Here is a 19,609-nt window from a genome sequence, read left to right on the forward strand (position 1 = left end):
AACCTTTGATGAATATCAATGATATTCATCGGGGCTTACCCTTGTTTGCCCATATTTATCCCCGTGGTCAGCCCCGAGTCAGAAGGTCCGTTTATGCGCAAGAATCTCCCGGTAACCCAGCGTGAAGTAAAAATGCGGAAAGGCGGTCGGTTGATTACTACCACGGACCTGAAAGGGGTGATCACCTACTGCAACGAAGAGTTTGTGGAAATCAGCGGTTTCTCCCGGGAAGAACTGGTTGGCCAGGCTCACAACATCATCCGCCATCCGGACATGCCCCAGGCCGTATTCAAGGATATGTGGGATTACCTGAAGGCCGGCAAGGCCTGGATGGGTGTGGTGAAGAACCGGGCGAAGAGCGGCGACCATTACTGGGTCAGTGCTTACGTTACGCCGATCCGTGAGAACGGCCAGATGGTGGGCTTCGAGTCGGTTCGGGTCGAGCCGACCCGCGAGCAGATCGCCAGGGCCGAGCGGCTGTATTCCAAGATCTCTGCCGGGAAGATGACCTCATCCTTCAGCAATCGTGCCTTGTCGATGCTCCGTTCCGGCTGGCCATTCCTGGTGTCGCTGGTACTCAGCCTTGGTGCCCTCAAGATCAACCAACCCTGGTTGGCAGCAGGCCTGATTGTTGTGGGTCACGCGCTAGGGTTCGGCCTCGTGTTCAACTCCCTGGCCGCTCGCTTGCGCAAGCTGCTGGACCTTCGCCCAGATGCCTTCCGGGATCCCATTGTTGCCCGTACCTACAGCGACGAACGCGGACTGTTCTCGCAGCTGTCGCTGTTGCTGGTCAGTGAAGAAGCCCGGGTTCGTACGGCCCTGGCGCGGATTGATGATCAGGCAGAACTGCTCTACGAGCAGGCGCGGGCTTCCCACGGCTATATCAGCGATGGCGCGGCGGCGATCGCCCGGCAGCGGGCGGAAACCGACCAGACTGCCTCGGCCATCAATGAAATGACCGCCTCAATCCAGGAAGTGGCCGAGTCGGTGACCAGTAACGCCCGTGAAGCCGAGGAGGCCAATCGTCTTGCGGGTGTGGGCAGCGACCGGAGCGCCGAAGCGCTGGTTGCGATTGAAGAGCTGGTAACCCGCGTAAATGGTATTGGTTCGACGATCAGCAAGCTGGGTGAGTCCACCAACAGCATCGGTGAAGCCGCCAACCTGATTTCCGAGATTGCCGAGCAAACCAACCTTCTGGCATTGAACGCGGCTATCGAAGCGGCGCGTGCCGGTGAGCAGGGCCGGGGGTTTGCAGTGGTAGCGGATGAGGTGCGCTCACTGGCCCGCCGGACTCGGGAATCCACCGTGCGGATCCAGAACGTGATCGATGATTTCCGTCAGCAGGTGGACTCGGCGGTCCAGGCAACCCGGGACGGTGAGGCTGTTGCCGGTCAGGGCCTTGAAAAGGTGCGGGAGGCCGAGAACTCGCTGCGCGATATCGTGACCTCGATCCAGACCATTTCCGACAGCTTTATCAGTATGTCTGCGGCCTTTGAGGAGCAGAGCCAGGTGTCCGACGAGATCAATCGCCAGATTACCAATATTGCCGAGCTGGCCGATCATAGTGATGCCCAGGCCGACTCCGCCAAGCAGAGCAGTGACCGGCTCAGCGCCATGTCCCGTGGCCTGAAAGACCTGATAGCCAGGTTTATCAGCAAAAACGGCTAGTTAGCTTTAGCTTCCTTTTCCTCCCGCCGGACCAATCCGGACCGGGAGTGCGCCAGCACTGGCATCGACGCGCCAGTGCTGGCAGAATCCCGCCCCAATTGCCCCGGCAACGCCGTGGCTATCCCTTTTTGAAGACATTCCTCAGCCAAAAGCACAGGAACACAACATGACTCAGTCCAACTCGGTTTCGGGCAACGGTTCAGGGGCCGCCCGTGGTCTCTGGTCTTCCCGGTTGGCGTTTATTCTGGCGGCAACCGGTTCGGCCGTCGGTCTCGGTAATATCTGGAAGTTCCCCTACGTTACCGGCGAAAACGGTGGTGGCGCCTTCGTGCTGGTTTATCTGCTGTGTATCGCAGTGATCGGTATCCCCATCATGATGGCGGAAGTGTTTATCGGCCGGAATGGTCGACATAACCCCATCACCAGCATGCGGCTGGTGGCAGAGCGCAACCTCAGCGCGCCGGGCTGGCGGATCTCGGCCATCATCGGGATGATCGCGGCCTTTGTGATCCTCTCTTTCTACTCGGTGATCGGCGGCTGGGCAGCGTCCTATGTGGGACATGCCGCCATGGGCGACTTTACCGGTGGCACCGCAGACTCCATCGGTGAGTTGTTCGGCGGCCTGCTGGCCAGCCCCGGGCAGCTGCTGCTCTGGCACACGATCTTCATGGCGCTGGTTATTCTGGTGGTGTCTCAGGGACTGAAAGGAGGCCTGGAACGGGCCGTTACCATCCTGATGCCGGCCCTGTTTCTGTTGCTGCTGGTGGCGGTAGGTTATGCCACCACGACAGGCCATTTTGGTGAGGCCGTCAGCTTCCTGTTTATGCCGGATTTTGGTGCCCTGACCATCAACGGGGTTCTGATCGCCCTTGGCCACGCCTTCTTTACCCTGAGCCTCGGTATGGCCATCATGATGGCCTACGGTTCCTATCTGGGTCGGGATGTGTCCATTGGTCGCACCGCTGTCAGCGTGGCCATCATGGATACCGTCGTCGCACTCCTGGCCGGTCTGGCCATTTTCCCGGTGGTGTTTGCCAACGGTCTGGAAGCCGGTGCCGGTCCCGGACTGATTTTCCAGACCCTGCCGCTGGCCTTTGGCAATATGCCCATGGGCGGCCTGTTTGGCACCCTGTTCTTTATCCTGCTGTTGTTCGCCGCCTGGACCTCCGGTATTTCCCTGCTGGAGCCGGTAGTTGAGTGGGTTGAGGAAAAAACCAGCCTGGCCCGTACAGGCAGTTCCATCCTTGTCGGTGTGCTCTGCTGGGCGCTGGGCATTGCTTCGATTCTGTCGCTGAATGTCTGGGCCGACGTCGCGCCGCTCGCCATGTTTGAGCGCTTCGAAGGCAAGACCATCTTTGACCTTCTGGACTTCTTCACAGCCAACGTGCTGCTGCCGCTCTCCGGTTTGCTGACGGCGGTATTTGTCGGCTGGTTCGTGGCCAAAGAGTCGCTGAAATCCGATCTGGCCCTTCAGGGAGGAGCCTTTACCCTCTGGTACAACCTGATCCGGTTCGTGACTCCCATCGCAGTTGCCATTGTGTTTGTTTATAACCTGATGTCGTGATGCCTGCCTGAGCGGCCTGATGGCTGCTCGCGCACAAAAAAAGCCCGGCGGGTTAAACCGTCGGGCTTTTTGTTTTTCGGCACTCGAGTATCAGTAGTTGCCAGCTTCTCGGAGGGCATCAACATGGGGGCGAACCGCTTTTATGTCTGCCGGAGGCGCATTGCTGGCGCTCTGCATCGCGCCCATGGCGCCCTCCATCATCGCCCGCATCTGAGCTTTTTGCTGGGCGGTCATATTGGGATTGTTTTCAATCTCGGACATGGCCGCGTTCATTTCTTGCTGGGCTGCCGGGCTCTGCTGCTCCATCTCGATGGCCATCCAGGCCTGGAAGATCCGGTCGCCGGTTGCCGCCCACTCTTCAAGGCTACCGAAGCCGTGGTCCTGAACCAGATCCTCGAGCTGACCATAGGCCTGGTGACCTTCCAGCTCCTTCAGCGAATCGGAGAAAATGCGTGAGAAGTCGGGCATGGTGCCATCGTTCTGGCTGTCCATGTCTTCACTCAGGTCCTCAAACTCAGGCTCCAGCTGTTCGGCAGCCTTCAGGCTGTCGATAAACGATGAGATGGTCTGGTCGGACAGGCCCTGGGCCTGGGTGCCCGCGGAGAACAATGCGAGCAGGGTAAACAGGGTGGTGATGACTGCAGTGTGGATTGATGCAGATAATGGGCCGCGCATAAGCGTCTCTCCTTGTGTTGGGCCCCGGATTCCTTATGCCGGGAGCCCTATGAGAGTAGCGCTTTCACGGATTCACTGCCAAATTTTTGCTGGGCCCAGGCTCAGAAAAACAGATCCGGCAGCCAGGTGGCGATTTCCGGGAAGATCATGATCAGGATGATGCCGATGATCTCCACAATCACGAAGGGAATGATCGACTTGTAGATGTCCTTCATGGTGATCGACGGCGGCACGATGCCCTTCAGGTAGAACAGGTTGAAGCCGAAGGGTGGCGTCATGTAGCCGATTTCCATGTTGATCACGAACAGGATGCCGAACCAGATCGGATCGAAACCCAGGGATTCCACGATCGGCATGAACACCGGCAGGGTGATCAGCATGATACCCACCGGATCCAGCACCATGGCCAGCAGGAACACGATCACCATCATGGCGATGATGATGCCCCAGGGGCCGCCGGGCACCATGTTCATCAGGCCCTCGATCAGCTCCTGGGCACCCATGCTCTGGTACGCAGCGCTGAACGCGTGGGCGGCGAACAGGATCCACATGATCATGCCGGTGAGCTTGAAGGTGCGGATCGCAGCTTCCTTCAGAATGCTCCACTTGAACTGCCGATACACGGCGGCGGAAATCAGGGCGCCGAGAACACCCATGGCGGCGGCTTCAGTCGGGGTGGTGATACCGCCGATGATAGAACCCAGCACCATGACCACCACGCCAATCGGCAGGAGCACGGCTCGCAGAGCCCGGAATTTCTCCGGCCAGGTGCCTCGTTCTTCTTTTGGCAGCGCCGGTGCCAGCTCCGGTTGCAGATGGCAGCGCACCAGGATGTAGATGGCCGTAAGTACCATCAGCAGGATACCGGGCATGATGCCTGCGGCGAACATCTTGCCGACGGACACACCGGTGATCAGGGCGTAGAGGATCATCAGGATGCTGGGCGGAATCAGGATGCCCCAGCCACCGCCGGTATTGATCACGCCCAGGGCCATACTCTTGTCATAGCCACGCTCGAGCATGGATGGCAGGGCGATGGTGCCCATGGCAACCACCGCAGCACCACTGATGCCGACCATGGCGGCAAACACCGCGCAGATGCCAAGGGTGCCGAGGGCAAGGCCGCCTCTGAGGCCGCCGCACCACAGGTGCATCATCCGATACAGATCCCGGGCCACCCCGGTGCGTTCCAGAATCATGGCCATGAATACGAACAGAGGGATGGCGACCAGGGTGAAGCTTTCCATGGTGCCCCAGATCTGGGAGGCCACCATGTAGAAGGAATCAAATCCCCAGGTGAAATACAGGAACACCACCGAGACGCCACCAAGCACAAACGCCAGCGGCAGGCCCAGCAGCAGGAAAAACAGCAGCGAACCGAAGAACAGGAGAGTCAGGGCTTCAATGCTCACAGCTGATCTCCTTCAGATTCGGACTCTTGAGGTGTGTAGTAATCCAGGTTGAAGGCCACGGCGATGTCTTCGAGCAGTTTGACCAACCCTTGCAGAACCAGCAGCGCGGTGCCGATGGGAATGGCCAGCTTCACTGGCCAGATAGGCGGATTCCAGGCCGAGTAGGAAGTTTCCCAACTGGACATGGATTCCTGGGCCATGTCGATCCCGAACCACAGCAGGGCGAGCGTGAAAATGAAAAAGACCACGGAGGTAACAATGTCCAGAGCCGCGCGTTTCCGTGGCTTCAGATGCGAATGCAACAGGTCCACGTTGACGTGGCCGCGATGGGCCATGATGTAGCCACCGGACATTATTGCGTAGATGCCGAAAAGCATCTGGGTCAGTTCGTTGGTCCAGACCGTGGGAGAATTGAGCAGATAGCGGAACCCCACTTCAAGAAGCAGGAACACGAACATTGCGAAAATCAGGAGGGCAACCCACCGGCCGATGAAATCGTTGAGACGGGTAACCCCTCTCATGAATGCGGCAATCATCACACTCATGGCATTCTCCCATGGGATGCTGGTTTGGTTCGGGGAAAGAAAGGCCGGAGTCGAAGACCCCGGCCCCGGTCAGAGCAATGGCTGATCAGAGATAGCCGAGGTCGGCCAGGTAACCTTTCAGCATGTCGAGCGCCTTCTTGGCATTCTCACTGCGCTTACCTTCCTCATCCCACATGGCCTGGGCGGTGGCGACCAGCTTGTTCTGGACTTCATCCGGGAGGACATTCACTTGCACGCCCTGTTCCTCGATGGCCTTGGCCAGGGTGATACGCTCCTTGTACTGGTACTCGTTGGTGCGGATCCAGAACTGCTCGTTGAGGGCATCCTTGACGATCTTCTGCATGTCTTCCGGCAGCTTGTTCAGAGCCTTCTGGCTGACGATGATGACATCAGTGCCGGCAATGTTCAGGGCAGGCTGCACATGGTACTTGGCCACTTCATACAGGCCCATGCTGTAGGCACCCTGGGCCGCTCCCCAGTGGGCACCGTCCACGATGCCGGAATCCAGGGCTGAGTAGAGTTCACTGCCCGGAATATAAGAGGCGGCGGCCCCGGCTTCGGTCAGGAAGGTTTGCAGGGCGCCGGAGGAGCGAATCTTCAGGCTGTTGAAGTCCTCCACGCTTTCAACCGGCTCCTTGACCACCATTTCAGTCGGGTAGACTTTGTCTGTGGCCCAGTAAACGTCATGCTCTGCCGCTTCGTCCCGGAGCATCTGTTCGAACCCCAGGTTCTGGTGGAAGTAGGCGGCCTCCCAGACGTTGCGGAAGGCAAACGGCAGGCCAGAGGCAATGCCGGCGAGGGAGATCTTGTCCTGGGCATATGACGGGGAAATAGTGCCCATTTCCAGGATGCCACGGCTTACCGCGTTGAAAGTGTCCGTGGCCTTGAACAGCGAGCCAGCCTCGTAAAGCTGCAGCTTCAGACGGCCATCAGTGCGCTCTTCCAGAACCCGTTTGATCCGGCCAAGGCTGTCTGTGTATGAGCTGCTGGAACCGGGCCAGTGGGACTGGACTTTCCAGGTTACGGTGTCCTGCGCGGCGGCCGGTGTGGCAGCCAGGGCGGCTGACAGACCAAGGGTCAGTGCCGAGGCAAAGACGGTCAGTTTTTTTCGAGCGTTATTAACTAGAGTCATGGTAGGCCTCTTTCGTTGTTGTACTTGTGCATTGAATGACTGTTTAGTTATACCAATGGATCTTTCTTTGTTTCACTGTGCAGAATTGGCGACTGCATGGTGAATCGTAGTTTTCTGAATCTAACACATGTCTTGTTTTTTGCAATAGGCGGTTGATCGGTCATTGATTACAGAATTCATAAAAGGATAGTTCATCGATTGAACGTCAGCAGTACCGACGGCCGATCTGTCTCGCGCCGCCTCAGGTTCCGGGCCAGTAAGGCGCGCGAAGTTCCCGTTTGAGCACCTTGCCAATGGCAGAGCGGGGCAACGTGGCACGGAATTCAATGGCCGCCAGACGCTGGGATTTTCCCAGCTGTGTGTTGGCCCACTCCAGTATCCCGTTTTCGGTTTCATTACGATCGGGCTGGAGAACCACCAGGCCCAGGGGCGTTTCCCCCCAGTGTTCGCTGGGAATACCGATGATCGTGGCGTCGGCTACCGCCGGGTGCGACAGCAGTACTTTTTCCAGATCCACTGGATAGATGTTAAAGCCGCCGGAAATGATCATATCCTTCCGTCGATCAAGGATGTAGATGAAGCCGTCCTCGTCGATTCGTCCCATGTCACCACTGCGGTAATACACCTTACCCTCCGGGCTCGTCCAGAGCATCTCCCGGGTCAGCTCCGGGCGATTCACATAGCCGCGCATCATGGAAATGGCGCGGCCCACGATCTCGCCATTGGAGCCCCGGGGCAGCTCACGGTCATCCTCGCCGATCACCCGCACCTCAGCGCCCTGGGTGGGTACACCAACCGAGTCCCATTTGTCCGGGTGGGCAGCGCAGTCGAGACTGGTGGATATACCGCCTTCGGTAAGGCCATAGACCTCCCGGAGGTTGCCGGGCCAGCGTGCCATGGCATCGGCAATCACCGCCGACCGCAACGGGGCACTGGTGCAGAGCTTCAGCTTGAAGCTGGAGAGGTCAAACCGGTCAAAATCCGGCTGCGCCAGGATCCGCTGGTATTGCACCGGTACCAGCATGGCGTGCGTAACACGGTGGGTTTCGGCCAGTTGCAGGAACCTGTGGGCATCGAATTTCGCCATCAGCACCAGGGTGCCGCCGTGGTAGAGCGTGGGTAACACTGAAACCAGGGTGGTGTTGGAATAAAGTGGCGTTGATACAAGGTTGATAGCCTCGCCGTCCAACCCATAGCGGCTCATCCTGACCATCTGACGCTGGCGGAAGCGATAATCGTGCAGGATCCCCTTGGGCGTGCCTGTGGTGCCGGAGCTGTAAATGATATTGAACGGATCGTCGAGGGTGACCGGCTCGGGCCGGGCGGTGGCCGTAGTCTGCGCCAGCCAGTCAACCAGGGAGTAACCGGCTCCGTCCAGGGGGCCGGCCAGGCTGATGATGCGCTCGCCGGGTACCTTGGTCAGCTGTGCTCGCAGGCGGCCAAACAGCTCCCGCTGTTGGCCGGAAACGAACAGAAAGCGTGCCTGGCAATCCGCCACCATCAGTGCAAGTGCTTCGCTACTGGCCATGCCAGACAGCGGCACCATACAGCCCCCGGCCACCAGGGTGCCAAGGTACAGGGCGACATCGTCCCGGCTGTTTCCTGACAAGGCAGCCACAGACTCGCCCGGCCGCAGACCGGCCTCGCGTAACCGGTTGGCAATACGGTTTACCTGGTCGACAAGGCTTCGCCAGTCCAGGGTGCCCTGTTCGTCAATCAGGGCCGGGTGGCTGCGACGGGTCTGGGCGTGTTGCTGGATACGATTTCCGATTGCGTCCATGGACTCACTGGGATCGATTGGCGCATAGACCGGCATGTCTCGCTTGCCGCTTTCCATTTTTTGCCCCTCAAACGTTATTGTGTTTTATCTAGTGAAATTAACTTCCGATTATATTGACTCAAAACCAACAGGCGTGACAAATTAACTGGATGGAAAGACCCCAGCACCATCAACCAACAACAATGAGACAGACCGGGGAGCATCGGCATATGGGACGGTTTGATCAACGGGTAGCCATTGTCACCGGTGCCGGCAGCGGCATTGGTCGGGCGACGGCTCTGCGACTCGCTCGGGAGGGTGCGTCAGTGATCCTGGCGGATACCTCTGAGGCCGGTCTGGTGGAAACTGAAAACCAGTTGCCAGAGCGAGCCCGGCGCCTTCGACGGCTGGTGGATGTGGCCAACGAAGCCCAGGTGGATGCGTTGGTCAACGAGGCTATCGCCAGCTTCGGTCAGATCGACGTGCTGTGCAATATCGCCGGCATTGCCAGTACCGGTCAGGGCCACCCGCCGGTGACCGGCAACGACCGTGCCGAGTGGGACCAGGTGCTATCGGTGAACCTGACAGGCACCATGCTTCTGATCAAGCACGTGGCGCCCCATATGCAGGCCCGCAAGCTCGGCGCTATCGTCAACACTGCGTCGGTGGCAGGTATCCGGTCCGGCGCGGGCGGCAACGCCTACAGTGCCTCCAAAGCCGGCGTCATCAATCTGACTATGACCGCCGCCTGTGACCTGGGCGGCGACAACGTACGGGTAAATGCAGTGTGCCCCGGTCTGGTGGAAACCGGCATGACCCGGGCGGTGTTCGACTACGCCTGGGCCAATGAAAAGGCCCATAAGCTCGGCGCCCGCTGTGAGCTGCGCCGGTATGGCAATCCGGAAGAAATCGCCGCGGCAATCCTGTTTCTGGCCAGCGACGATGCCAGCTACATCACCGGCCAGTCCTTGCCCGTGGACGGCGGCAATACCGCATCCCTTAACCTGCCAGGAATGAAAGTGTAATGAATGATCAAGAGCCCCTGTTTACCGACGGTAAGGACCTGCCCGGTTTTCACAGCCTGCTGGGTTATCGTCAGGTCTCCTGGGAGGAAGACGAGGCGGTGCTTGAGCTGGAACTGCAGCCACGGCACCTGAACCTGGGAGGGGTGATCCACGGGGGTGTGCTTACCTCGTTGCTGGATATTGTGCTGGCCCAGGCAGGCACCTATTGCCCCTACCCGGGGCGGATGCGTAAGGCCATCACCCTGTCCCTGACCACCACCTTCACCGGGCAGTGCTCCGGCGGAACGATCAGGATCACCGGACGTAAGCGCGCCGGGGGCACCCGGATTTTCAACAGTACGGGTGAGGTTCATGACGACAAGGGCAACCTGCTGGCCATCGCCGAAGGTACATTCCGGATCCGGTCCGGCAGCGACAAACCAGAGGGCGTTCCGATCTGACGGAACGGTTACCGACTTAATGCCAACAACACCAAGAGGAAGCGGACATGTTTGAACTGTCTGACAAAGCGAAACAGCTGCAGAATCAGCTGAATGAGTTCATGGATGCCTATATCTACCCGAACGAGCACAAGCATCATGAGCAGATCGAGCAGGCAGAAGACCGCTGGGCGCCGGTTCCGATTATTGAGGAACTGAAACAGAAGGCCAAATCCGCCGGCCTGTGGAACCTGTTCCTGCCGGAAAGCGAATTCGGCGCCGGGCTGACCAACTACGAATACGCCCACCTGTGTGAAGTGATGGGTCGCTCGGCCATGGCTCCTGAGGTGTTCAACTGTTCCGCTCCTGATACAGGCAACATGGAAACCATCGCCCGCTATGGCAATAAAGAGCAGCAGGAGCAATGGCTGAAGCCTCTGCTGGATGGCGAGATCCGTTCCTGTTTCTCAATGACCGAGCCGGATGTGGCGTCGTCAGATGCCACCAACATCGCCTGTGAAATCCGCCGCGAGGGTGACGAGTACGTAATCAACGGCAAAAAGTGGTGGTCCTCCGGTGCCATGACCACCACTTCGAAGATCGCCATCGTGATGGGCAAGACCGACCCTCAGGCCGAGAAGCACAAGCAACAGTCGATGATTCTGGTGCCGCTGGATGCGCCAGGCGTGAAAATGATTCGCCCCCTGACGGTGTTCGGCTATGACCATGCGCCCCATGGCCATGCGGAGATTCACTACGAAAACGTGCGGGTGCCGGTGAGCAATATCCTGCTGGGCGAGGGCCGGGGGTTCGAGATTGCCCAGGGCCGCCTCGGGCCTGGCCGTATCCATCACTGCATGCGCACCATCGGCGTCGCCGAGCGGGCTCTGGAGCTGATGTGCAAGCGTGCCAATGCCCGGGAGGCCTTCGGCAAGCCGCTGTCCAGTTTTGATTCCATCCGCAAGGACATTGCGCGCAGTCGCATCGAGATCGAGCAGGCAAGGCTGATGACCCTGAAGGCGGCGCATATGATGGACACCGTCGGCAACAAGGTGGCCCGTCAGGAAATCGCGATGATCAAGGTGATTGCACCGAGCATGGCGCTGAAGGTGCTGGACCGGGCAATTCAGGTGCACGGCGGAGCCGGTGTTTCCCAGGACACCTTCCTGGCCGAAGCCTGGGCCAAGGTACGGACTCTGCGGTTGGCAGACGGGCCCGATGAGGTTCATCTGGATTCTGTGGCCAAGATTGAGCTTCGCCAATACCGCTAAAACGATAACCTCTGAATCAGGGGGAGAGCGGTTGGGCTGATGTCCTTCCGGGACACGCCGTGAATACGTTCATGTAGGCTTGAGCAAAACATCCCTGTTTTGCACAGTCCCTGAAGGACATCACCCCGCCCACTCCCGTGCTTCAGTGCATGAGGATCGAAGAATGAATAATCCACTGTTTGACATGACCGGCAAGGTCGCGCTGATTACCGGCTCCACCAAAGGCATCGGCCGCGCCATCGCCGAAGAAATGGCCCGCCTGGGTGCCAAAGTCGTGATCTCCAGCCGAAAGGCCGAGGCCTGTGAGCAGGTGGCCAGTGAACTGAAAGCCCAGGGCTACGAGGCCATCGCCATTCCCTGCCATGTTGGTAAAAAAGACCAGCTGCAGAACCTGGTGGATAAAACCAACGAGGCCTGGGGCACTATCGATGTGCTGGTATGCAACGCCGCCACCAACCCGGTGTACGGCACCACCGCTGAAATGACCGACGACGCCTGGGACAAGATCATGGACACCAACGTCAAGGGCACCTTCTGGCTGACGAACATGGTGCTGCCGCAGATGGCGGAAAAAGGCGAAGGTGCTGTGGTGCTGCTGTCCAGCATCGCCGGTATGCGGGGCAACACCACCATCGGAACCTACGGCGTTTCCAAGGCCGCAGAAGCTGCCCTGGCGCGGAACCTGGCAGTGGAGTGGGGCCCGAAAGGTATCCGGATTAACAGCATCGCCCCCGGCCTGATCAAAACCGACTTCGCCCGGGCGCTGTGGGAAGACCCGGTACGGGTCAAACGCGCCGAAGACAAAACGCCGCTGCGCAGAATTGGCGACCCGGTCGACATCGCCGGCCTGGCGGTGTTTCTTTCCACCAGGGCCAGCGCCTACATCACCGGCCAGGTCATCGTAGCCGACGGCGGCGAAACGATTTGCTAGGGGCCGACGCCCCAAAACTGAAGGCAAAACAAAAATGAGCATCACCCCAGAGCTGGTAGACGTCCTCCCGGCCCACAAATTCGATGAAGCCAGCCTCCTGACCTGGCTGCAGCAGACCATACCGGGCTTCGGCACAAGGCTGGATGTCCGGCAATTCCAGGGTGGCCAGTCCAACCCCACGTTTCTGCTGGACACCGACAGCAGCCAATACGTGCTGCGCAAAAAGCCGCCTGGCAAAACCCTGCCCTCCGCCCACATGGTAGAACGAGAGTACAAAGTCATGCGTGCCCTGTCCGAGCACACCAGTGTCCCGGTGCCAAACACCCGGGCTCTGTGCGAAGACAGCAATGTCATCGGCACCCCGTTCTACGTCATGGACTATCTTGAGGGCCGTATTGTCAGCCACTCGGCGCTGCGGGCGCTGGATCGCCAGGAACGGCTGCCGGCCCATCACTCGGCCATCGACACCCTGGCGCGCCTTCACTCGGTGGATGTGAAGGCGGTCGGTCTTGGTGACTTTGGCAGGCCGGAAGGTTATGTGGCCCGGCAGGTGGCTCGATGGAGCAAACAGTACCTGGCTTCCAAAACCGACGAGCTTCCGGCAATGGACAAGCTTATGGCCTGGCTTCCGGAGAACCTGCCCTCGACCGACGAATGCGCCATCGCCCATGGCGATTACCGCTTTGGCAATCTGATGCTGGCGCCGCAGCGGCCCGAGGTTATTGCCATCCTCGACTGGGAGCTGTCCACCCTCGGTCACCCGCTGGCGGACCTGGCGTATTACTGTCTGCCGTACTACCTGCCGTCGGACCTGCAGGGCATGCGAGGACTGCAGGGAGAAGACCTGGAGGCGCTGGGTATTCCGGACGAACAGGAAACCATTGCCCGATACTGTCGGCAGACCGGCCGGGACGGCATCGCCGACTGGCACGTGTTCCTGGCGTTTTCCCTGTTCCGGCTGGCGTCTATTCTTCAGGGTGTCTACAAGCGGGCTCTGGATGGCAATGCCGCCAATGCCGATGCCCTGGAGGTTGGCCGGCGGGCCAGCCTTCTGGCCGATGTCGGCTGGCGGATTGCCAGTGAGGGACCATCGTCATGAACGATCCCATGGTCAAACGCATCCTAATCACCAATGATGACGGCATCAACGCGCCAGGCCTGAAAGTGCTCGAGCAGATCGCCCGCAACCTGGCCGAGGAGGTCTGGGTGGTGGCGCCGGAGCATGATCGTAGCGGCGCCGGCCAGAGCATCTCCATTCATGATCCTTTGCGGGTGTATGAGCAGGGTGACAGGCGCTATGCAGTCTCCGGTACGCCGGCGGACTGTGTGCTCTATTCGCTGGCCCGGTGGTTCGGGGAAACCCCGCCGGATCTGGTGCTTTCCGGGGTGAACTGCGGGGCCAATATCAGCGATTCCGTGCAGTATTCCGGAACCGTCGGCGCGGTGCTGAGTGCCGAACATATGGGCATACCTGCCATGGCACTGAGCCAGGCGTTTCTGAGTCGCGAAGGCGTGGACTGGTCGCCGGTTTCCATTCATGGCGAGGCCATCATCAGGCAGCTGTGGCAGCCAGGTCTGAATCGGGCCTGGAACGTCAACTTTCCCGCCTGCGAGGCGGCCGCCATCAGCCGGGCCCGGTGGTGCCGGGAGTCCAACGGCTCCATACAGCGCGCCCGCCTGCAGGCGGGTCAGGATGCCCGCAGTCTGCCGTACTGGTGGCTGGGATTTGATCGCAGTTCGCGTCACATTGTGGCGCCCGATGAAGACGCCAGCGTGCTGCGGGACAAAGCCATCGCCATTACGCCATTACGCCACCAGGACCGCCTGCCCGGCGGCGCTGACGTTTTTGATTTGGCCGCATCAGCGGCCCACTGAACCGAAAAAGGGGATCACAACAATGCCATTTACCCGCCATCACGCCGTGTGGCCCAGGGAACTGCCCAAAAGCCTGGCCTTGCCACGAACCAGCGTGTTTACCAACCTTGAGATTTCGGCGCGGCGCTATCCGGACCGTAACGCCATCGTTTTCTACGATGCACCCATGACCTACAGCCAGCTGTTCCGGGAAGTGGAGGCCATGGCCGGCTACCTGCAGGCTCAGGGCGTCGCTAAAGGTGATCGGGTGTTGCTGTACATGCAGAACTCCCCGCAATACGTCATTGCCTATTACGCCATTCTGCGGGCGGATGCCGTGGTAATCCCTATCAACCCGATGAACCGAGCGGCGGAACTGGAGCACTTTGTTGCTGATACCGGTGCCAATGTCTGCCTCGCAGGTCAGGAACTGGCCGGCTTTATTGCCCCGTTGCTGGAGACCACCGATCTCAACCACATCGTGGTAGCTTCCTACAGCAGCTATATCGCCCCGGACACCGATCTGGCCTTGCCAGCGGAAGTCGCCGCTCCAGCCTGGTCAGAGGACCTGGCCGGCATGGTCAGCTGGGAGCAGGCGCTGGCGGAAGGCCATGCGCCCTCGGCGCACACCGCAGGCCCGGCCGATCTCTCCGTGATTCCCTACAGTTCCGGCACCACCGGCGCGCCGAAGGGCTGCATGCACACTCATCGCAGCGTGATGGCTACCGCCGTGCACCGGGCCTTCTGGAACCTGAGCACCGCCAGTACGGTGCAGCTGGCCACCTTGCCATTCTTCCACGTCACCGGCATGACCGGTTCCATGAACAGCCCCATCTACAGCGGCTCCACTACAGTGATCATGACTCGCTGGGAGCGGACCACCGCGGCGCGGCTGATCGAAAGGTATAAAGTCACCGGCTGGACCAACATTGTCACCATGGCGGTGGACTTCCTCTCCAACCCCGACATTGGCCGGTACGACCTGTCGAGTCTCACCACCATCGGCGGGGGCGGGGCTGCGATGCCAGAGGCCGTGGCCGCCAAGCTCAAGGCCATGACCGGTCTTGATTATATTGAGGGGTATGGCCTTTCAGAAACCATGGCAGCCACTCACATCAACCCCTCGAGCCGTCCGAAGCCCCAGTGCCTCGGCATCCCGGTGTTTGATGTCGACAGCCGGATCATTGATGTTGACACCCTGCAGGAAAAAGGCCCTGGCGAGACCGGCGAAATCGTCTCCAGCGGGCCGCAGGTTACCATCGGGTACTGGAACCGGCCCGCGGAAACCGAAACTGCGTTTGTGGAGATCGATGGCAAGCAGTTTTTCCGCACCGGCGATCTGGGTTACTACGATGAGGAGGGCTATTTCTTCATGGTCGACCGGGTCAAGCGGATGATCAACGCATCCGGTTACAAGGTCTGGCCGTCCGAGGTGGAGGGCCTGATGTACCGCCATCCCGGGATTCATGAGGTCTGCATTATTTCCTCGCCGGACCCGAAGCGCGGAGAGACTGTTAAGGCCTGCATCGTGCTGACTCCGGAGGCGGAGGGAAAAACGAGCGAAGAGGACATCATCGCCTGGTGCAAGGAGCAGATGGCAGCCTACAAGATTCCCACCCTGATCGAGTTTGTCGACCAGCTGCCAAAGTCGCCAACCGGTAAGCTGATGTGGCGGGCGCTGCAGGAAGAGGAGTGGGAAGCCAAGTCCTGAGCGACTCAGCTCCGCACATACATGGCGAGATGTTCGGCTACGCAGGCGGGCTTTTCCCCGCCTCGGATTTCCAGGGTGGTGCGATAGGTGGCCAGCGTCCGCTGCTCATCTACCCTGGTCACGTCCAACAGCTCCATTTTGCTGCGGATCTGCGCGCCGGCTTTTACCGCTGCCGGGAAGCGCAGCTTGTTAAGCCCGTAATTGATACTGGCGCTCTTGCCTCGCACATTGATGACCTGTTGATTCAGCAGGGGAATCAGTGATGCCGTCAGAAATCCGTGCGCTACGGTGCTCTTCCAGGGCGACTCTCGCCTGGCTCTCTCCACATCAAGATGTATCCATTGATGATCGCCGGTGGCATCGGCGAAGGCCTGTATCATTTCCTGGCTGATGGTTTTCCAGGGACTGTGGCCAATCACCGAGTTCTTGTGATGGGTCAGATCGTCCAGTTGCACTGTCAGCATAGCCGTAGTCCCCGCTGGGCGTCAGACCGCATAACCCGGATTCTTGCTGTCCAGAAGCCGGATCAGTGCCGGCCAGGTCAGTTTCGCTGCCATGCCCAATTGTTGCGACTGCTCGGCGGTGGTGCGAATGGCCTGTTCCGAGGGTAGGTGGGTGGGGCCACAGCTCTGGGCCTTGACCTGGATCTCGCAGGCTTTCATCAGGAAATACAGGTAGGTAAATGTTTCCGGTACATCCTTGCCTGCAGTCAGCACGCCGTGGTTGCGCAGTATCATCATGGACCGGTTGCCCAGGTCCCTGATCAGCCGATCGCGTTCGTCCATATTGAGTGCCACGCCTTCGTACTCGTGATAGCAGAGGTGGTCGAGACACAGCATGGCGGTCTGGCTCAGGGGCAGCAGGCCGTCCCGGTGTGCCGATACCGCGACCCCGTCCGGTGCGTGCAGGTGCATCACCGCGCCGGCATCGTCCCGCCCCATATGCACCGCGCTGTGGATGGTGAAACCAGCGGGATTCACCCGCCCCAGGCCGGCGGCTTCCACCACTTTGCCTTCCTGGTCGACCTTGACCAGCGACGAGGCGGTAATCTCGTGAAACAGCAGCCCGTAAGGGTTTATCAGGAAGTGGTGATCCGGCCCGGGTACCCGGGCCGAGAGATGGGTGAACACAAGATCATCCCAGCCGAACAGGGCCACCAGTCGATAGGCGGCGGCCAGCTCGGTGCGAACCTTCCATTCGGTTTTCCTGAGATCCTGTTCCGTTGACGGCTCATTTGTTGTCATTGTGTTGCCCCCATTCCCACGAACAACTGTTGTCTACTGATTATTGTAGCAGGGCAGCGAAACGCTCCAGATGGAAGTCATCGTCACCGAGCTGATGATTGATCATTACCAGGCGCTTGGCGTAATGGGCAAAGTTGTATTCCCAGGTCATGCCGATGCCGCCGTGGGATTGGACGCCCTGCTCCGAAATGAACTGGCCACTGCGACCAATCACATTCTTGGCGGCTGCCAGAATCCGGCGGCGCTCGTCGCTCTGGGGTTCGTCGGCAACGCTGGCTGCCAGGATGGCCATGGAGCGGGCCTGCTCAAGCTCCGACATCATATCCACCATTCGATGCTGAAGTACCTGGAATTTGCCGATGGGTACGCCGAATTGCTTACGCTGTTTCAGGTACTCCAGAGTCAGGTCACAGGCCACTTCCATGGCGCCCACAGCCTCACCGCATAAAGCGGAAATGGCGCGTCCGGCCTGGTATTCAATGACTTCTGCGGCCTTGCCTTCTTCACCGAGCAGGGCATCGGGGCCCAGCTTGACGTTGTTCAGGAACAGGTCGCTGCCCTTGGAACCATCAATGGTGGGGTAGGTGCGATGGTCCAGCCCTTCGGCATCGGCGCTGATCAGGAACAGGCTGATGCCATCGGCATCGCGGCTGTCGCCGGAAGTACGGGCAGAGACGACCAATACATCGGCACAGTGGCCGCCAATGACCACGGCCTTGCGACCGTTCAGAACGTAGCCGTCCCCGGACTTCTCGGCACGGGCTTCCACGTCATTCAGGTCGTAAAAGCTCTGGGGCTCCTGAAGACCGACAGCAGCTTGTGTCTCGCCGCTGGCGATGCCGCCAAGCCATTGTTCGTGCTGCTCACTGTTGCCGGCCTGGCTGATCAGCCCGCCACCGAGAACCACGGACTGCAGGTAGGGCTCGATACACAGGCCGCGACCCAGTTCGGTCATCACGCTTTGAACTTCAACGCCAGTACCGCCAAATCCACCGAGTTCCTCCGGAAAGGGGACGGCGGTCAGGCCCAGTTCACCCAGCTGTTTCCAGAAGTCGGCGCTGAAGCCCAGCTCCGATTCGCTGTATTCCAGGCGTTTCTCAAAACTGTATTCACCGCGCACCAGGCGGGCCACGGTGTCCTGCAGCATCTGCTGCTCTTCGTTGAGTCGGAAATCCATGGTCGCCTCCTTAAAGCCCGAGAATCATTTTCGACACGATATTCTTCTGGATCTCGTTGGATCCGCCGAAAATCGACAGCTTGCGGTTGTTGAAGTACTGGGGAGTTACCGGTGCGGCGTTCTCGTCCGAGAGGAAATCGCCGTCGTAATCCAGGTCCATTTCCTCTTCCACAAACGGGATGGCATAGGGACCAATGGCTCGGCGGGCCAGGTCGTTGATGGTCTGACGGATTTCGGTACCGCGTACTTTCAGCATGGAGCTTTCCGCACCCGGCATGCCGCCGCCTTCCACCGAGGCGATAATGCGCAGGTTGCTGATTGACGCCGCCATCAGGTCAATCTCAACCTTGGCAATGCGCTGGCTGAACGACGCATCCTCTATTAGCGGGCGACCGTTCTTGGTCCGGCGGGTCGCCAGCTCCTTCAGGTGCTGCAATGCGGCTTTGGAAATGCCGATGCCGGCCAGACCGGTGCGTTCGTAGGTCAGCAGGTACTTGGCGTAGGTCCAGCCCTTGTCTTCCTCGCCCACGAGATTCTCCACGGGAACTTTCACATCCTCGAAGAACACTTCGTTAACTTCGTGCTCGCCATCAAGAGTGATGATAGGGCGCACGGTAATGCCTGGGGTGTCCATGTCCATCAGCAGGAAGGAAATGCCTTCCTGCGCTTTCACCTCGGTATTGGTGCGAACCAGGCAGAAAATCATGTTGGCGTGCTGGCCCAGGGTGGTCCAGGTTTTCTGGCCATTCACAATGTAATGGTCGCCGTCGCGCACTGCCCGGGTCTTGAGAGAGGCCAGGTCCGAGCCCGCGCCCGGCTCGGAATAGCCCTGGCACCACCAGTCTTCGCCAGTGAGAATGCGTGGCAGGTATCTCTGTTTCTGCTCTTCGGTGCCAAACTTGATAATCACTGGCGCCACCATGTTTACGCCGAAGGGTACAGAGCGCGGTGCGCCATAGCGGGACGACTCTTCGTCCCAGATGTGCTTCTGAACAGGACTCCAGTTCACACCGCCGTATTCTTCCGGCCAATGGGTGGCGTACCAGCCCTGTTCATTGAGGATCTTTTGCCAGCGCTGATGGTCTTCTTTGGATAGCCGGCGGAACCCCTTTACCTTGGCGGCGATATCCGCAGGCAGTTTCTCATCCAGGAATGCGCGGACTTCGTCACGGAAAGCGAGTTCCTCGGCGGTGTAGTTCAAGTTCATGGGGAAAACCTCGTT

18 protein-coding genes are annotated in these 19,609 nt (G+C 59.5%); 9 read left to right on the top strand and 9 right to left on the bottom strand.

The genetic code is table 11. The annotated features are described in order from the left end of the window. Positions 1 to 93 precede the first annotated feature (93 nt). Complete coding sequence (locus MDHKLMBL_RS06995) at positions 94 to 1,668, top strand: methyl-accepting chemotaxis protein (RefSeq protein WP_104270447.1); 1,575 nt, start codon at positions 94 to 96, stop codon at positions 1,666 to 1,668. A 166-nt stretch (positions 1,669 to 1,834) separates the two neighbouring features. After that, entirely contained in the window at positions 1,835 to 3,232 is a 1,398-nt protein-coding gene (locus tag MDHKLMBL_RS07000; RefSeq protein ID WP_053113622.1) for a sodium-dependent transporter, read from the top strand. A 90-nt stretch (positions 3,233 to 3,322) separates the two neighbouring features. On the opposite strand, the gene MDHKLMBL_RS07005 is transcribed toward MDHKLMBL_RS07000, so the two are convergent. The 5 genes from MDHKLMBL_RS07005 to MDHKLMBL_RS07025 form a co-directional block, all read right to left on the bottom strand. Then, on the bottom strand, positions 3,323 to 3,907 hold the full coding sequence (locus MDHKLMBL_RS07005; RefSeq protein ID WP_053113624.1) for a hypothetical protein: 585 nt from the start codon (positions 3,905 to 3,907) through the stop codon (positions 3,323 to 3,325). Positions 3,908 to 4,008: 101 nt separating this feature from the next. Beyond that, on the bottom strand, positions 4,009 to 5,319 hold the full coding sequence (locus MDHKLMBL_RS07010; RefSeq protein ID WP_053113626.1) for a TRAP transporter large permease: 1,311 nt from the start codon (positions 5,317 to 5,319) through the stop codon (positions 4,009 to 4,011). Further along, positions 5,316 to 5,864, bottom strand: coding sequence for a TRAP transporter small permease subunit (locus MDHKLMBL_RS07015; protein WP_053113628.1), 549 nt, complete (start codon positions 5,862 to 5,864; stop codon positions 5,316 to 5,318). Before MDHKLMBL_RS07015 ends, MDHKLMBL_RS07010 begins: the two co-directional genes overlap by 4 nt. A gap of 85 nt (positions 5,865 to 5,949) precedes the next feature. After that, positions 5,950 to 6,996: a TRAP transporter substrate-binding protein DctP gene (gene dctP, locus MDHKLMBL_RS07020; RefSeq protein ID WP_008177022.1), complete on the bottom strand. Its 1,047-nt coding sequence runs from the start codon at positions 6,994 to 6,996 to the stop codon at positions 5,950 to 5,952. Between the two features lie 241 nt (positions 6,997 to 7,237). After that, entirely contained in the window at positions 7,238 to 8,833 is a 1,596-nt protein-coding gene (locus MDHKLMBL_RS07025) for a class I adenylate-forming enzyme family protein (RefSeq protein WP_053113629.1), read from the bottom strand. Positions 8,834 to 8,985: 152 nt separating this feature from the next. Here MDHKLMBL_RS07025 and MDHKLMBL_RS07030 point away from each other — a divergent pair, with 152 nt between their 5' ends. The 7 genes from MDHKLMBL_RS07030 to MDHKLMBL_RS07060 all read left to right on the top strand — a co-directional run bounded on the left by MDHKLMBL_RS07030 (position 8,986) and on the right by MDHKLMBL_RS07060 (position 15,966). Further along, positions 8,986 to 9,780, top strand: a complete 795-nt coding sequence (locus MDHKLMBL_RS07030; RefSeq protein WP_053113631.1) for an SDR family NAD(P)-dependent oxidoreductase — start codon at positions 8,986 to 8,988, stop codon at positions 9,778 to 9,780. Continuing rightward, positions 9,780 to 10,220 (top strand): PaaI family thioesterase, encoded by a 441-nt coding sequence (locus MDHKLMBL_RS07035; protein ID WP_053113633.1) that lies wholly within the window; start codon positions 9,780 to 9,782, stop codon positions 10,218 to 10,220. Before MDHKLMBL_RS07030 ends, MDHKLMBL_RS07035 begins: the two co-directional genes overlap by 1 nt. Before the next feature lie 47 nt (positions 10,221 to 10,267). Beyond that, on the top strand, positions 10,268 to 11,470 hold the full coding sequence (locus MDHKLMBL_RS07040) for an acyl-CoA dehydrogenase family protein (protein ID WP_053113634.1): 1,203 nt from the start codon (positions 10,268 to 10,270) through the stop codon (positions 11,468 to 11,470). A gap of 163 nt (positions 11,471 to 11,633) precedes the next feature. After that, complete coding sequence (locus MDHKLMBL_RS07045) at positions 11,634 to 12,401, top strand: SDR family NAD(P)-dependent oxidoreductase (RefSeq protein ID WP_008177032.1); 768 nt, start codon at positions 11,634 to 11,636, stop codon at positions 12,399 to 12,401. Positions 12,402 to 12,435: 34 nt separating this feature from the next. After that, the gene (locus MDHKLMBL_RS07050; RefSeq protein WP_104270448.1) at positions 12,436 to 13,500 is read left to right on the top strand and encodes a phosphotransferase; all 1,065 of its coding nucleotides are present in this window, start codon (positions 12,436 to 12,438) and stop codon (positions 13,498 to 13,500) included. Further along, complete coding sequence (gene surE, locus MDHKLMBL_RS07055) at positions 13,497 to 14,276, top strand: 5'/3'-nucleotidase SurE (protein WP_008177035.1); 780 nt, start codon at positions 13,497 to 13,499, stop codon at positions 14,274 to 14,276. Before MDHKLMBL_RS07050 ends, surE begins: the two co-directional genes overlap by 4 nt. Before the next feature lie 22 nt (positions 14,277 to 14,298). Beyond that, positions 14,299 to 15,966: a long-chain fatty acid--CoA ligase gene (locus MDHKLMBL_RS07060; protein WP_053113637.1), complete on the top strand. Its 1,668-nt coding sequence runs from the start codon at positions 14,299 to 14,301 to the stop codon at positions 15,964 to 15,966. 5 nt (positions 15,967 to 15,971) lie between these two features. On the opposite strand, the gene MDHKLMBL_RS07065 is transcribed toward MDHKLMBL_RS07060, so the two are convergent. The 4 genes from MDHKLMBL_RS07065 to MDHKLMBL_RS07080 are packed head-to-tail and all read right to left on the bottom strand — an operon-like array spanning position 15,972 to position 19,594. After that, positions 15,972 to 16,430 carry a MaoC family dehydratase gene (locus MDHKLMBL_RS07065; protein WP_008177039.1) on the bottom strand — a complete coding sequence of 153 codons (459 nt, stop codon included), beginning with the start codon at positions 16,428 to 16,430 and terminating at the stop codon, positions 15,972 to 15,974. A 21-nt stretch (positions 16,431 to 16,451) separates the two neighbouring features. Further along, positions 16,452 to 17,210, bottom strand: coding sequence for a class II aldolase/adducin family protein (locus MDHKLMBL_RS07070; RefSeq protein WP_104270449.1), 759 nt, complete (start codon positions 17,208 to 17,210; stop codon positions 16,452 to 16,454). Positions 17,211 to 17,250: 40 nt separating this feature from the next. Beyond that, positions 17,251 to 18,387 carry an acyl-CoA dehydrogenase family protein gene (locus MDHKLMBL_RS07075; RefSeq protein WP_053113641.1) on the bottom strand — a complete coding sequence of 379 codons (1,137 nt, stop codon included), beginning with the start codon at positions 18,385 to 18,387 and terminating at the stop codon, positions 17,251 to 17,253. A gap of 10 nt (positions 18,388 to 18,397) precedes the next feature. Then, positions 18,398 to 19,594 carry an acyl-CoA dehydrogenase family protein gene (locus MDHKLMBL_RS07080; RefSeq protein WP_008177045.1) on the bottom strand — a complete coding sequence of 399 codons (1,197 nt, stop codon included), beginning with the start codon at positions 19,592 to 19,594 and terminating at the stop codon, positions 18,398 to 18,400. Between the last annotated feature and the right edge of the window lie 15 nt (positions 19,595 to 19,609).

The sequence above is a fragment of the Marinobacter flavimaris genome (assembly GCF_002933295.1).
GTDB classification, from domain to species: Bacteria; Pseudomonadota; Gammaproteobacteria; order Pseudomonadales; family Oleiphilaceae; genus Marinobacter; species Marinobacter flavimaris.